13 protein-coding genes and 2 pseudogenes are annotated in these 13,654 nt (G+C 71.0%); 11 read left to right on the top strand and 4 right to left on the bottom strand.

The features are described 5' to 3' along the window. Positions 1-128: 128 nt before the first annotated feature. The 8 genes and pseudogenes from ACGFIK_RS24840 to ACGFIK_RS24805 form a co-directional block, all read left to right on the top strand. Positions 129-875: pseudogene (locus ACGFIK_RS24840) on the top strand (PhoH family protein); the annotation flags it as partial. 207 nt (positions 876-1,082) lie between these two features. Next, positions 1,083-1,616, top strand: a pseudogene (locus tag ACGFIK_RS24835) (LAGLIDADG family homing endonuclease); the annotation flags it as partial. Positions 1,617-1,784: 168 nt separating this feature from the next. Further along, positions 1,785-2,258: a PhoH family protein gene (locus ACGFIK_RS24830; RefSeq protein ID WP_393341590.1), complete on the top strand. Its 474-nt coding sequence runs from the start codon at positions 1,785-1,787 to the stop codon at positions 2,256-2,258. A 15-nt stretch (positions 2,259-2,273) separates the two neighbouring features. After that, positions 2,274-2,747, top strand: a complete 474-nt coding sequence (ybeY, locus tag ACGFIK_RS24825) for an rRNA maturation RNase YbeY (protein WP_327024525.1) — start codon at positions 2,274-2,276, stop codon at positions 2,745-2,747. Further along, positions 2,723-4,126 carry a hemolysin family protein gene (locus ACGFIK_RS24820; RefSeq protein WP_393341588.1) on the top strand — a complete coding sequence of 468 codons (1,404 nt, stop codon included), beginning with the start codon at positions 2,723-2,725 and terminating at the stop codon, positions 4,124-4,126. Before ybeY ends, ACGFIK_RS24820 begins: the two co-directional genes overlap by 25 nt. Further along, positions 4,119-4,496, top strand: a complete 378-nt coding sequence (locus ACGFIK_RS24815; protein ID WP_327024526.1) for a cytidine deaminase — start codon at positions 4,119-4,121, stop codon at positions 4,494-4,496. The genes ACGFIK_RS24820 and ACGFIK_RS24815 overlap by 8 nt, the downstream gene beginning before the upstream one ends. Beyond that, entirely contained in the window at positions 4,493-5,392 is a 900-nt protein-coding gene (gene era / locus ACGFIK_RS24810) for a GTPase Era (RefSeq protein ID WP_327024527.1), read from the top strand. Before ACGFIK_RS24815 ends, era begins: the two co-directional genes overlap by 4 nt. Before the next feature lie 186 nt (positions 5,393-5,578). Further along, the gene (locus tag ACGFIK_RS24805; protein WP_327024528.1) at positions 5,579-6,778 is read left to right on the top strand and encodes an acyltransferase; all 1,200 of its coding nucleotides are present in this window, start codon (positions 5,579-5,581) and stop codon (positions 6,776-6,778) included. On the opposite strand, the gene ACGFIK_RS24800 is transcribed toward ACGFIK_RS24805, so the two are convergent. Next, positions 6,765-7,595 carry a DUF4097 family beta strand repeat-containing protein gene (locus tag ACGFIK_RS24800; RefSeq protein ID WP_327024529.1) on the bottom strand — a complete coding sequence of 277 codons (831 nt, stop codon included), beginning with the start codon at positions 7,593-7,595 and terminating at the stop codon, positions 6,765-6,767. The two genes, ACGFIK_RS24805 and ACGFIK_RS24800, sit on opposite strands and share 14 nt — an antisense overlap. A 125-nt stretch (positions 7,596-7,720) precedes the next feature. Here ACGFIK_RS24800 and recO point away from each other — a divergent pair, with 125 nt between their 5' ends. From recO to ACGFIK_RS24785, 3 genes are all read left to right on the top strand, one after another. Continuing rightward, positions 7,721-8,503 (top strand): DNA repair protein RecO, encoded by a 783-nt coding sequence (gene recO, locus ACGFIK_RS24795; protein WP_327024530.1) that lies wholly within the window; start codon positions 7,721-7,723, stop codon positions 8,501-8,503. Between the two features lie 52 nt (positions 8,504-8,555). Further along, positions 8,556-9,332, top strand: a complete 777-nt coding sequence (locus ACGFIK_RS24790; protein WP_327027006.1) for an isoprenyl transferase — start codon at positions 8,556-8,558, stop codon at positions 9,330-9,332. Positions 9,333-9,397: 65 nt separating this feature from the next. Further along, positions 9,398-9,583, top strand: a complete 186-nt coding sequence (locus ACGFIK_RS24785; RefSeq protein ID WP_327024531.1) for a hypothetical protein — start codon at positions 9,398-9,400, stop codon at positions 9,581-9,583. 68 nt (positions 9,584-9,651) lie between these two features. Here the strand turns inward: ACGFIK_RS24785 and gndA are convergent, their stop codons facing one another. The 3 genes from gndA to ACGFIK_RS24770 form a co-directional block, all read right to left on the bottom strand. After that, positions 9,652-11,097: an NADP-dependent phosphogluconate dehydrogenase gene (gene gndA / locus ACGFIK_RS24780; RefSeq protein ID WP_327024532.1), complete on the bottom strand. Its 1,446-nt coding sequence runs from the start codon at positions 11,095-11,097 to the stop codon at positions 9,652-9,654. A gap of 249 nt (positions 11,098-11,346) precedes the next feature. Then, positions 11,347-12,147: an energy-coupling factor transporter transmembrane component T gene (locus ACGFIK_RS24775; RefSeq protein WP_327024533.1), complete on the bottom strand. Its 801-nt coding sequence runs from the start codon at positions 12,145-12,147 to the stop codon at positions 11,347-11,349. Further along, a complete protein-coding gene (locus tag ACGFIK_RS24770; RefSeq protein WP_327024534.1) occupies positions 12,144-13,589 on the bottom strand; it encodes an ABC transporter ATP-binding protein in 1,446 nt (481 codons plus the stop codon). Before ACGFIK_RS24770 ends, ACGFIK_RS24775 begins: the two co-directional genes overlap by 4 nt. Positions 13,590-13,654 lie beyond the last annotated feature (65 nt).

Here is a 13,654-nt window from a genome sequence, read left to right as displayed (position 1 = left end):
GGCCACCGGAAATGGGCAGCGTGTCCGAGCTGGCGACCCGATACGATGGAGGTAACGTCAGCACGCCGTGGCGCCAGGCCCGGCACCGAGATCGAGAGCAGGTGGCGTAGGGCCCTGCGGCCCGACCTATGACCGGCACCCCACCTCCCGGCCCACCCCGGGTGCAGACCAGGATCACCGTCCCCGACTCGAAGATCATGGTGAACCTGCTCGGGGCGGGTGACGAGATCCTGCGACTGGTCGAGCGCTCGGTGAACAGCGACGTGCACGTGCGAGGAAACGAGATCACCCTCACCGGCGCGCCCGCCGACAACGCCCTCGCCGAGCGGATCTTCAGCGAACTGCTCGAACTCATCGAGAAAGGCGAGACCCTGACCACTGATGCTGTCCGGCGTACCGTCGGCATGCTGGAGCAGGGTGGCACGGAACGGCCCGCCGAGGTGCTCACCCTCAACATCCTGTCCCGGCGTGGGCGCACCATCCGGCCCAAGACGCTCGGGCAGAAGCGCTACGTCGACGCGATCGACGCGCACACCATCGTCTTCGGCATCGGCCCGGCCGGCACCGGCAAGACCTACCTGGCCATGGCCAAGGCGGTCCAGGCGTTGCAGGCCAAGCAGATCAACCGGATCATCCTGACCCGGCCCGCGGTCGAGGCGGGGGAGCGGCTGGGCTTCCTGCCCGGCACCCTCAACGAGAAGATCGACCCGTACCTGCGCCCTCTCTACGATGCGCTGCACGACATGCTGGACCCGGAGACCATCCCCAAGCTGATGGCCGCGGGCACCATCGAGGTCGCCCCCCTGGCGTATATGCGGGGCCGGGCCCAGCCGTACGATTCGCGGGTTCTCACCCCTGAAGGGTTCAAGCGGTTCGGTTCGCTTCAGGTCGGTGACCTGGTCATCGGCTCGAACGGCAGGCCGACCCCGGTGATCGGCATCTACCCGCAGGGGCCTAAGCAGGTCTACCGGGTCACCACCGGAGACGGAGCCTCCACCCTGTGCTGCGGCGAACACCTCTGGACGGTCGCTACCGCCGAGGACAAGCGACGCGGACGTCGGCGCACGCTCGAGACGCAGGAGATGATCGGCCAGGAGTGGCGGGGCCACACCCGCCGGTACGAGCTGCCGGTCGTGGCGCCCGTGCAGATGGAGCCGCAGGAGGTCCCACTCGACCCTTACGCGCTCGGTCTGCTGCTCGGCGACGGCGCCATCTCGTGCCAGACGACGCCAGGGTTCAGCACCGCGGACCCGGAACTCGCCCGCGCGATGGAGGATGCGCTCGCCGACATCGAACTCGTCCGCAAGAGCGAGTACGACTACGTGCTGCGGCACGTCGACGGGCACCGGGGCGGGGTGATCGTCGCGAACCCGGTGACGGTCGCGCTCCGTGAGCTGGGCCTGGCCGGGACCAAGTCGGGCACCAAGTTCGTGCCCGAGGTGTACCAGCGCAACAGCCTCGATGTCCGGTTGGCCGTCCTGCAGGGGTTGCTGGACAGCGACGGCGGGCCGGTCGTGCAGGATGGACGCACCTGCCGGGTGCAGTACACGACGACCTCGGCTCGACTGCGCGACGACGTCATCTACCTGGTCCAGTCGCTGGGTGGGGTCGCGACCTGGCGCGGTCGCGCGGCCGAGGGCCGTGCGCCCGGTCGGGCGAAGGGCCGCCCGGTCCATTACCGGTCTGACGCGTACGCCGTGGAGATCCGCCTACCCGAGGAGATCACGCCGTTCCGGCTGGCCCGCAAGCGCCAGCGGTACTCCGAGTACGGCGGCGGGCGGCCGATGCGGTTCATCGACTCGATCATCCCGGCCGGGGTGCAGGAGACGATGTGCATCCAGGTGGCGGCGGAGGACTCGCTCTATGTCACCGACCACTTCCTGGTCACGCACAACACCCTGAATGACGCGTTCATCATTCTCGACGAGGCGCAGAACACCACTCCCGAGCAGATGAAGATGTTCCTCACCCGGCTCGGCTTCGGTTCCAAGATCGTGGTCACCGGTGACGTCACCCAGGTCGACCTGCCCGGTGGGACGACCAGCGGTCTGCGGGTGGTCCGGGAGATCCTGGCCGGGGTGGACGACGTGCACTTCGCGCAGCTGTCCAGCGCCGATGTGGTACGCCACCGGCTGGTGGGTGAGATCGTCGACGCGTACGCCCGCTGGGATGCCGAGCGGGAGAATCAGCAGGCCCAGGGCGTGCACGCGGTGCAGGGGCACAATGCCCAGGGCAACCGCGCCGGCCGGCGCCGCTAGAACGAGGGAAGACAGTTGTCCATCGAGATCGCCAACGAGTCCGGTGTCCCCGTCGACACCGACTCGGTGCTGGCCGTCGCCCGGCACGCCCTCGACGAGATGGGGGTCAACCCCCTCGCCGAGCTGTCCGTGCTGCTGGTCGACGTCGACTACATGACCGAGCTGAATCACCGCTGGATGGGCGGTGACGGCCCGACCGATGTGCTCGCCTTCCCCATGGACGAGGGCAGCATCGACCACGGGCCGGGGGAGAGCGCCGCCGCCGGTGGTGAGCCGGCCCTGCTCGGTGACATCGTGCTCTGCCCGGAGGTGGCGACCAAGCAGGCGGCTACCGCGGGCCACAGCGCCGCCGACGAGCTGCATCTGCTCACCGTGCACGGGGTCCTGCACCTGCTCGGCTACGACCACGCGGAGCCGGAGGAGGAGCGGGAGATGTTCGGGCTCCAGGCCCGGCTGCTGTCGAGCTGGCGGTCGACCCGCACCCGGTGATGGACACTTCGCTGGCCGCGTCCGCCACCGGCCTACCCGACCTGCAACTACTCGCCATCGCCGCCGGGCTGGTGGTGCTCGGTGGTCTCATCGCGATGACCGAGGCCGCTCTGGCGGCGGTCTCGCCGGCCCGAGCCGCCGAACTGGCCCGGGAGGGTGCGCGGGGCGCGCACACCCTCCAACTGGTCGCCGGTGATGTGGTCCGCCATCTCAACCTGCTGCTGTTGCTGCGGCTGCTCGCCGAGTTGACCGCGACCACCCTGGTGGCTCTGGTGGCGGTGGACACCTTCGGTGCGGGCTGGCGGGCGGCGCTGGTCACCGCCGGGGCGATGACCGTGGTCAGCTTCGTGGCGGTCGGGGTGGGTCCGCGTACCCTCGGGCGGCAGCACGCGTACCCGGTGGGCCGGTTCGCCGCGCCGCTGGTCCGCTGGCTGGGCCGGGCGCTCAATCCGCTGGCCTCGCTGCTGATCCTGATCGGTAACGCGGTCACTCCGGGCCGTGGCTTCCCGGAAGGACCCTTCGCCACCCAGGTGGAGCTGCGTGAGCTGGTCGACCTGGCCGAGCAGCGGGGGGTCGTCGAACACGGCGAACGGCAGATGATCCACTCGGTCTTCGCGCTCGGGGACACCATCGCCCGTGAGGTCATGGTGCCGCGTACGGAGATGGTGTGGATCGAGTCGACCAAGACCCTGGGGCAGGCGCTGGCGTTGTTCCTGCGTTCCGGCTTCTCCCGCATCCCGGTCATCGGGGAGAGCGTCGATGACGTGCTCGGGGTGCTCTACCTCAAGGACCTCATCCGGCACACCCAGGGTGGTGCGGCCGAGGACCGCCGCCTGCCGGTGGCGGAGCTGATGCGGCCGGCCACCTTCGTGCCGGACTCCAAGCCGGTAGACGATCTGCTCTCGGAGATGCAGGCCGCCCGCAACCACCTGGTGATCGTGGTGGACGAGTACGGCGGCACCGGTGGACTGGTCACTATCGAGGACATCCTGGAGGAGATCGTCGGGGAGATCACCGACGAGTACGACGTCGAGCGTCCGCCGATCGAGCAGTTGCCCGACGGGGCGGTGCGGGTCACCGCCCGGCTGCCGGTGGAGGATCTCGGCGAGCTGTTCGACACCGAACTGCCGCACGACGAGGTGGAGACCGTCGGGGGTCTGCTGGCCCAGTGTCTGGGCCGGGTGCCGATCCCCGGGGCGCAGGTCGAGGTGGCCGGGCTGCGGCTGCTGGCCGAGGGCACCACCGGCCGACGGAACCGGATCGACACCGTGCTGGTGCGACGGGTCGATCCCACGGACACCCAGGACAACCCGGAGGGACCGACCTCCTCCCGGGACGACACGGATCGATCAGAGGAGAGGCAACCCGCAGATGCCTGAGTCACCCGCCGTACCGGCTGCCGTACCCGCCGGCTCCGAACTCAGCGCCGAGGACGGCAAGCTGGTCATCCTGGCCCGGGGGGCGCGGGGTCGGGTGGGCGCGGTCGAAGGTGCCGCGGTACGCGACCAGGACGGTCGGACGTACGCGGCGGCCAGCGTGTCCTTGCCCTCGTTGACGATCACCGCCCTCCAGTTGGCGGTCGCCTCGGCGGCTGCGGCCGGTGCCACCCGGTTGGAGGCGGCCGTGGTGGTCACGGAGGCCTCCACTCTCGACGGTGCCGGGTACGCGGCCGTGCGTGACCTGGCCGCGGACGCACCGGTGCACGTGGCCGCCCCGGACGGCACGGTGCTCGGCACGGTGACCGAGTGAGCGCCGACGCCGTCACACCGGCCTACCGGGCGGGCTTCGCCTGTTTCGTCGGTCGCCCCAACGCGGGCAAGTCGACCCTGACCAACGCGATCGTCGGGCAGAAGATCGCCATCACCTCGAACAAGCCGCAGACCACCCGGCATGTCATCCGGGCGGTGCTGCACCGGCCGGACTCCCAGCTGGTGCTCGTGGACACTCCGGGTCTGCACCGGCCGCGTACCCTGCTCGGCGAGCGGCTCAACGACCTGGTGCGGCAGACCTGGAGCGAGGTCGACGTGATCGGCCTGTGCATTCCGGCCGACGAGCCGATCGGCCGGGGTGACCGGTTCATCACCGGGGAGCTGGCCGAGTTGAAGGCGACCGTGCTGGCCGTGGTCACCAAGACCGACCTGGTCGACAAGAAGCGCCTGGCCGAGCAGTTGCTGGCCGTCAGCGAGCTGGGCGAGTTCGCCGAGGTGGTGCCGGTCAGCGCTGTCGCCGGGCACCAGGTGGACACCCTGGTCGAGGTGATGACGCGGTATCTGCCGGAGTCTCCGCAGCTGTATCCGGATGACATGCTCACCGAGGAACCGGAGCAGGTGCTGGTCGGGGAGCTGATCCGGGAGGCCGCCCTGGAGGGGGTCCGGGACGAGTTGCCGCACTCCATCGCCGTGGTGGTCGAGGAGATGATCCCTGAGGGGCGGCTGACGAAGATCTACGCCGATCTGTATGTGGAGCGGCCCAGCCAGAAGGCGATCGTGATCGGGCACCGTGGCAGCCGGCTCAAGGCGGTGGGCACGGCGGCCCGGCGCCAGATCGAGGAGTTGCTGGGTACCCGGGTCTACCTGGATCTGCATGTCCGGGTGGCCAAGGACTGGCAACGCGACCCCAAGCAGCTGCGCAAGCTCGGCTTCTAGGCGGGGTCGGCCGGTGACTCCGCTGTGGAGGGGCTGCTAATCCGGACTTCTGGCGCCGCATCGCTCTGATCGGTACCGGTCAGGCATATGGGAAGTTTCACTATCCCGCTGGGTCTCTGGGGTTTTCCCACCCCGACCCGGAGGGTAGAGGAACGTGCCTATGCCCCCGGATATAGATGCAGGCTGATGCGAAACCGATACCTGGACCTGCTGCGCTTTCTGGCCATCGTGCGAGTCGTCGTCTACCACGTCACCGGTTGGGCGTCGCTGACCCTGCTGTTTCCGGCGATGTCGGTGATGTTCGCCCTGGCCGGGTCGCTGATGGCGGCCTCGCTGCACCGGTTCGGCCCCACCGCGGTCGGCCGCCGGTTGCGCCGGCTGCTGCCCTCGCTGTGGGTGGTAGCCGCGATCTTCGTACCGGCGATGCTGCTCACCGGGTTGCCGCTGACCCCGAAGGTGCTGCTCTGGCTCTTCCCGATCGCCGACCCACCGGCGAACTACTGGGGCGCCCTGGCGCTGAGTCCGATGTGGTACCTGCGGGACTACCTGTGGTTCGTGCTCGCCTCACCGATCGCCCTGTGGCTGTTCCGGCGCTATCCGCTGCCCACCCTGCTGGCCCCGTACTGCCTGCTGCTGGCGATCGAGTTCGGGGTCTACCCGAACGCGCCCGGGGTGCTGCGGGAGTTCGGACTCTACTTCGGGGCCTGGCTGCTGGGCTTCGCCCACCAGGCGGGGATGCTGCGCCGCCTGACCAACCGGGTGCTGGTGCCGACCGTGCTGGCCCTGGCGGCGGTCGGCGGCGCCTGGATCCTCAGCCATCCCGGGCCGCGTGGGTACGACCTGAACGACAACCCCCTAGGCAACGCCCTCTGGTCGGCCGCCTTCATCCTGGTGGTGCTGGGACGGGCGCCGTCGAGCGCGGAATGGGTCGACCGCAACGCCGTGTTCGGGCGCGCGGTGACCGTGCTGAACCGCCGGGCGTTGACGGTCTACCTGTGGCACATGGCGTTCGTGGTGGCCCTGACCCCGCTGGTGGACGTGGTCGGCTGGTCCCACCAGGACCTGCTGGGCCTGGCGATCCGGGTGGTGCTGGTCTTCCTGCTGGTGGGTGTGGTGACCGCACTCTTCGGTTGGGTCGAGGACGTGGCGGCGCAACGTCCACCGGAGCTGCTCCCCGGTGGGCGTCCCCCGGAGGTGCCGGCCGCCAACCGGCACACGGAGTCCCGCCGCGCCGCCGCCTCGGATCGACCGGTCGAGCCGGGTGCGATGGCCCTACCGGGGCAACGGGACCCGGCGACCGAGCCCCGCGAGGCCCAGGCGACCGAGCCCCGCGAGGAACTGGTGTCGGGTCAGCGTGGCCGGGGCGGGGAGTTCACCGGGGCATGATGGTGATGTTCCCGCTGCCGGTGCGCACATCGAGCAGCAGCGGGGCGGCGGGATCGTTGGGGATGCCGACCTCCACCTCACCCGAACCCGCCTCGGTCCGTACCTGGTAGGCACCGGCCGGTACCCGTAGCTCGACATTGCCGCTGGAGGTGTGGGCGCGGGCCGAGGCGGGCTGCGCCAACTCGATCGTCACATTGCCCGAGGAGGCCTGGGCCTGCGCCTCGCCGCGCAGCCCGGTGGCGTCGATGTTCCCCGAGCCGGCCCGCAGCACCACCGGAGCCGACACGTCGTACACCTGGATCTCGCCGGAGCCGGTCTCCACCCGCACCGCGCCGGCGGCGCCGGCCACCCGGACGTTGCCGGAGCCCACCTTCACCTCCACCCGGCCCACCGAACTCAGGTCGATGTTGCCGGAACCGGTCTCACCCTCGACCTGGACCCCCTTACCCACGATGACCTCGTAGGAGACGCTGCACCGACGCCCGCACGAGGTGTCCAGCACCAGTTCACCGTCCTTGATCTCGTACGTGGTCGTCGGCTGGTTGCCCTGGTAGCGCACCACCCGCTTGATCCGGACCTGGTCCGGATCGCCGTCGGCGCGGATCACCACGTCGCCGGCGCCCGGCAGCAGCCGGATGGTGGTGATCCGGGCCTGCTCGGTGGTGTCGAAGTCGAGCCGACGGAAGGAGAGGCTGCCGCACCCGGCCGACACGATCAGGGTGAGCGCCGACGCCAGCGCCGTACCGGATCGGCGGACGGTAGCCCACCGGGGGGTACGAGCGAGCGAGGCGATGCTGGTGCGCTGGTGCGAAGGCATGACGAGCACGCTAACGCCGGTGCCAGGGCGGACACATCCGGGTCAGCCTGCCCCGATACCCGGAGGGACCCTGAAATCCGACCCGGGGTGACGGTGGCGCTCCGGCCGGGAGGGACAATGACGCGATGGCCGGATACCGCCGACAGCTCTACCGCGACGACGCGGTGGTGCTGCGCGTACAGAAGCTCGGCGAGTCCGACCGGATCGTCACCCTGCTCACCCGGCGGCACGGCCGGCTGCGGGCGGTGGCCCGGGGAGTACGCCGGACCACCTCCAAGTTCGGGGCCCGGCTGGAGCCCTTCGGCCATGTCGACCTGCAACTCGCCGGTGACCCCAAGGGGGAGGTGGGCAGCTCGCTGCACACCGTCAGCCAGGTCGAGGGGATCGACCTGTACGGCAAGCGGTTCCTCGGCGACTACCCTCGCTACACCGCGGCCAGCGCGATCGCCGAGACCGCCGAACGGCTGACCCCGGTGGAACGGGAACCCTCGCTGCGGCTGTTCCAACTCACCCTGGGCGCCCTGCGGGCCCTGGCCCAGGGGGAGCACGCCATCACCCTGGTCCTCGACGCGTACCTGCTGCGGGGCATGGCCCTGGCCGGGTGGGCACCCGCGTTGACCGACTGCGCGGTCTGCGGCACCCCGGGCCACCACCGGGCCTTCTCCGTACCCGCCGGAGGTGCGGTCTGCCCGGACTGCCGGCCGCCGGGGGCCGCCCACCCCGCCCCGGCCACCATCGACCTGATGTCCGCGCTGGTCCGCGGCGACTGGCGGATCGCCGACGCCACCGACACCGGGACCCGCCGGGAGTGCAGCGGACTGGTCGCGGCGCACCTGCAATGGCACCTGGAGCGCACGCTACGCTCCCTGCCGCTGGTCGACCGGGGTGGCCCGACGACCGCTACGTGATAGGAGAGAGAGCCGAGTGATCCGATCCACCAGGGCCGGCCGACGTGAGCCGGTGCCGCCGACCCCGCACCCCTCGGGTGCCCGGCCGCCGGCGCTGCCGCCGGCGGCGGTGCCCCAGCATGTCGCCGTGGTGATGGACGGCAACGGCCGGTGGGCCAAGGAGCGCGGGCTGCCCCGCACCAAGGGACACGAGGCCGGGGAGTTCTCCCTCTTCGACACCGTCGAGGGGGCCATCGAGATGGGCATCCCCTACCTGTCCGCGTACGCCTTCTCCACGGAGAACTGGCGGCGCTCGCCGGACGAGGTCCGCTTCCTGATGGGCTTCAACCGGGACGTCATCCGGCGTCGTCGGGACCAGCTGGTCGACCTGGGGGTACGGGTGGTCTGGTCCGGTCGGGCCGGGCGGCTGTGGAAGAGCGTGATCACCGAGTTGCAGACCGCGGAGGAGATGTCCCGGGGCAACTCCACCCTGACCCTCCAGTTCTGTGTCAACTACGGCGGGCAGGCCGAGATCGCCGACGCCGCCGCCGCGATCGCCCGGGATGTGGCCGCCGGCCGACTGGACCCGGCGAAGGTCACCGAGAAGACCATCGGGCGGTACCTCTACCACCCCGAGGTGCCCGAGGTGGACCTGTTCCTGCGGCCCTCCGGGGAGCAGCGCACCTCGAACTTCCTGCTCTGGCAGAGCGCGTACGCCGAACTGGTCTTCCTGGACACCCTCTGGCCGGACTTCGACCGCCGCCATCTGTGGTACGCCTGCGAGCTGTACGCCCAGCGGGACCGTCGCTTCGGTGGGGCGCTACCCAACCCGGTGGCGCCGACCACCTGAACGCATAGTGTCCGCCGGGTCTGGGTACCACCCCTGACAGCAGCCACTGACGGAGGTGAACCCACATGATGCGCAAGCGTGTAGCCCAGTGGGCGGTGATGGCCGTGGCGGTTCCGTTGGCGGCCGCAGGTGCTCGCCGACTCAGCCACTCTCTGGAGTCGCGACGCGGTCCTTCCGGGGCCAGCCGCATGCTCACCCGGGGAGCCGACCTGCTGCGCCCCCAGAAGGCCCGGCGTCGCCGCTTCTTCTGATCCGGTAACCCGACGCGCCCTGCCCCGCTCATTCGGGACAGGGCGCGTCGGTGTTCACTCGGGTGGCCTCAGGCTTCGACCTCGGCGCGGTCCGGGGTGGCCCACAGGGTGTGGAAGGACCCCTCGCGGTCCACCCGGCGGTAGGTGTGCGCCCCGAAGTTGTCCCGCAGGCCCTGGATCAGGGCGGCCGGTAGCCGCTCGGCGCGCAGCGCGTCGAAGTAGGCCAGGGAGGAGGCGAAGGCGGGGGTCGGGACCCCGGCCTGGGCCGCCTCGGCCACCACCCGCCGCCAACTCGGCACCCCGTCGCGCACGGTGTCGGCGAACCACGGCGCCACCAGCAGGGTGGGCAGGTCCGGCTGCTCGTCGTACGCCTGCTTGATCCGGTCCAGGAAGCGGGCCCGGATGATGCAGCCGCCCCGCCAGATGCGGGCGGTGCCGCCGAGGTCGATGTTCCAGTCGTACTCGGCGCTGCCGGCGCGGATCTGATCGAAGCCCTGGGCGTACGCGACGATCTTCGAGGCCAGCAGGGCCCGGCGTACGTCCTCGATGAACGCCTCGCGGTCACTGACCTGGAGCTTCTCCCCGCTGCCGGGGAAGGCCCGGAGGGCGGCCTCGCGCTGCCCGACGTGCCCGGACAGCGACCGGGCGAACGTCGCCTCGGCGATGCCGGTGATCGGGATGCCCAGGTCGAGGGCGATCTGGACGGTCCACCGGCCGGTGCCCTTCTGCTCGGCCCGGTCCTGCACGATGTCCACGAAGGCCTCGCCGGTGGCGGCGTCGGTGTGGGCCAGCACGTCGGCGGTGATCTCGATCAGGAACGACTCCAGCTCGCCGGTGTTCCACTCCCGGAAGATCTCCGCGAGTTCCGACGGCGTCGCGCCCAGCCCGGCCCGCAGCAGGTCGTACGCCTCGGCGATGAGCTGCATGTCGGCGTACTCGATGCCGTTGTGGACCATCTTGACGAAGTGCCCGGCGCCGTCCGGCCCGACGTGCTGGCAGCACGGCTCACCGTCGACCTGCGCGGCGATCTTCTCGAAGATCGGCCCCAGCTTCCGGTACGACTCGGCGGAGCCACCCGGCATGATGCTGGGCCCCCACAGGGCACCCTCCTCGCCACCGGAGACCCCGGTGCCGACGAAGTGCAGCCCCTTGGCCCGCAGCGCCTCCTCCCGCCGACGGGTGTCCGCGAAGTGCGCGTTGCCGCAGTCGATGATGATGTCGCCCTCTTCGAGCAGCGGCACCAGTTCGTCGATCACCGCGTCGGTGGGGCCGCCCGCCTTGACCATGATGATCACGGCGCGGGGGCGTTCCAGCGCGGCGACGAAGTCCGCAAGGGACTCCGTCGGGACGAAGGTGCCCTCGTCGCCGTGCTCGGCCACCAGCGACCGGGTCCGCTCCGGCGAGCGGTTGTGCAACGCCACGGTGAACCCGTTGCGGGCCAGGTTGCGGGCCAGATTTCGACCCATCACCGCCAGCCCGGTCACACCGATCTGCGCCGTAGCCCGATCCGCCATCCTCGTCGCCACCTTCCGCGTCTGTCAGTAGTGCTGCGACCGTAGCGCGCTTCGATGGCCACCCGCGTCAACCCCCACCCCTGGTCACCATGTGGTCGCACCCCGCACCCCACCAGGCTCGCCTCACCCGCCCCCTGCCTCGTCGATCATGCAGTTTCGGTCGCCATTGCGCGAAGAATATCCCTTATGCGGGGACAAAAACTGCATGATCGGCGGGGCGGGGGCGGGGCGGGGTGTGGGAGGAGTGGGTCAGGGGGTCAGGGGGGTGAAGGTGCCTAGGGTGATGCTGATGGTGAGGGCGGCGGCGGCCAGGGCGGGGGCGCAGATGAGCAGCAGCCAGTCGGCGGTGCCGAAGGCTTGACGGCGGGCGAAGGTGCGCGGGGCGGTGGAGTCGAAACCCCGGGCGTCCATGGCGACCGCCAGCCGGGTGCCCCGGCGGATCGCCCCGACCAGCAGGGTGAACGCGGTCGACATGAACAGCCGCAGCTTGGCCACCGGGTTGAGTCCGGCCTCCACACCCCGGGCCCGGCGGGCCATGACGATCATCTGCCATTCCTGACCGAGCAGCGGCAACAGCCGGAAGGCGGCCAGCGCGCCGATGGCGAACCGGGCCGGGGCCTTCGCGTTCTGCACCAGTGCGTCGGCCAGCTCGGTCGGATCGGTGGTGGCGAAGACGATCACTCCGGGCAGGGCTACCGCGAACAGGCGCAGCACCAGGCCGAGGGCGGTGAACAGCACCGAGGAGGTGACCATGACCGGTCCGGCGTCGAGCAGTACCCGGCCCGACCGGTCAGCGGCGAACAGCACCAGCGCCACCAGTACCCCACCAGCGGCGATCAACAACGGCCAGGCCCGGCGGAACAGCACCCGGTAACGCACCCCGAACAACGGCAGTACCGCCAATTCCACCGCCAGGGCGATCGCCGGTGTCACCGGATCCAGCGTCGCCAGCAGCGGGAACGCGAACAGCAGCGCCGCGGCCAGCTTGGCCACCGGATTGCGGCGGGCCAGCGGGGCGTCCGGCCGGGCGACCGGTTCAAGGTCGATCATCGATCCTCCGCCGCCCGCCGGGTCTCGCCAGTCGGCTGCAGCGTCAGGGTGCGGTCGGCCAGTGCGGCGACGAAGTCGGCGTCGTGGGTGACCGTCACCAGGCCGTGGCCGCCGTCGCGCAGCTGTGCGAAGAGGTCCACCAACTCCCGCCAGGTCCGCCGGTCCTGCCCGAAGGTGGGCTCGTCGCAGATCAACAGCCGGGGCGCGGTGGCCAGCGCGGTCGCCACACTCAGCCGCCGCGCCTCGCCACCGGAGAGGGTGTACGGGTTGGCCCCGGCCAGCTTGTCCAACCGCAGCCGGTGCAGCAACTCGTCCACCCGGTCGCGGATCGTCGCCTCGCCGGCACCGGTACGCCGGGGGCCCAGGGCCAGTTCGTCGAAGACCGTACTGGTGACGAACTGGTGCTCCGGATCCTGGAACACCGAGCCGATCCGGCGGGCCAGTGCCGGTGCGCGCCAGCGGTGCGGTGGCCGGTGGGCGTCCGCCCCGGCCAGCTCCGCGCTGGCCGACAGCCGTCCGGTACCCGGCTTGCCCAGTCCGCCGAGCAGCAACGCCAGGGTGGACTTGCCGGCACCGTTGGGACCGAGCACGGCCAGCGCCTCACCTGCGCGTACGGTCAGATCGGTGGAGGCCAGCCGGGGCGGCTGGCCGAGCCCGTCGGCGGTGAGTAACACCTCGCCGGCCGGGGTGGTGGCCTGGCGCGGGGGAAGCTGGCGGCCCGGCACCCAGACCCCCTCGGCGGCCAGGGCGTCCCCGTGGGCGGCGAAGACCTGATCCGGTGGGCCGTCGGCCCGCACCCCGCCGCCGGGTTCGAGTACCACCACCCGGTCCACCAGGGGCAGGGCGTCGGAGATCCGGTGCTCGACCAGGATCAGGGTGGTGTCGCCGCCGACCGCGCGGGCGATCGCGGTGCGGACCAGGTCCGCCCCGGCCGGGTCGAGGTTGGCGGTGGGCTCGTCGAGCAGCAGCAGGTCGGGGCGGAGTGCTAGGGCCCCGGCCAGGGCCAGCCGCTGCTGTTCGCCGCCGGAGAGTGCCGCGGTGGGGCGGTCCCGGTGGTACGGGAACCCGACCCGGTGCAGCGCCTCGTCCACCCGGGGCCAGATCTGGGCCGCCGGTACCCCCCGGTTCTCCAGCCCGAACGCCACATCGTCGCCGCTGCGGGCCATGACGAGTTGGGACTGCGGATCCTGGAAGACGATGCCGACCCGTTCCCGGGTCTCGGTCGGGGGGCGACCGTCGATCTCGATGGTGCCCTCCTGCTCACCGGAGTCCTCCGGCAGCAGCCCCGCCAGCGCCGCCAGCAGAGTGCTCTTGCCCGCCCCGGAGGGCCCGAGCAGCAACACCCGCTCGCCCCGCCGCACCCGCAGGTCCACCCCCCGCAGGGCCCAGGCCCGCCGCCCCGCATGCCGCCACCCAAACCCCCGCACCCAAACCCCACCCACCCCCACCACTCCTCTCCTCCCCTCACTGCTTCCCAACCCCCACCCCCGATCGTTGCGGTGATCAA

The organism is Micromonospora sp. NPDC048871 (assembly GCF_043198155.1).
In the GTDB taxonomy this organism is placed as follows: Bacteria; Actinomycetota; Actinomycetes; order Mycobacteriales; family Micromonosporaceae; genus Micromonospora.
Note: the sequence above shows the minus strand (reverse complement) of the source record. Positions and strands in the feature narration are given on the sequence as shown.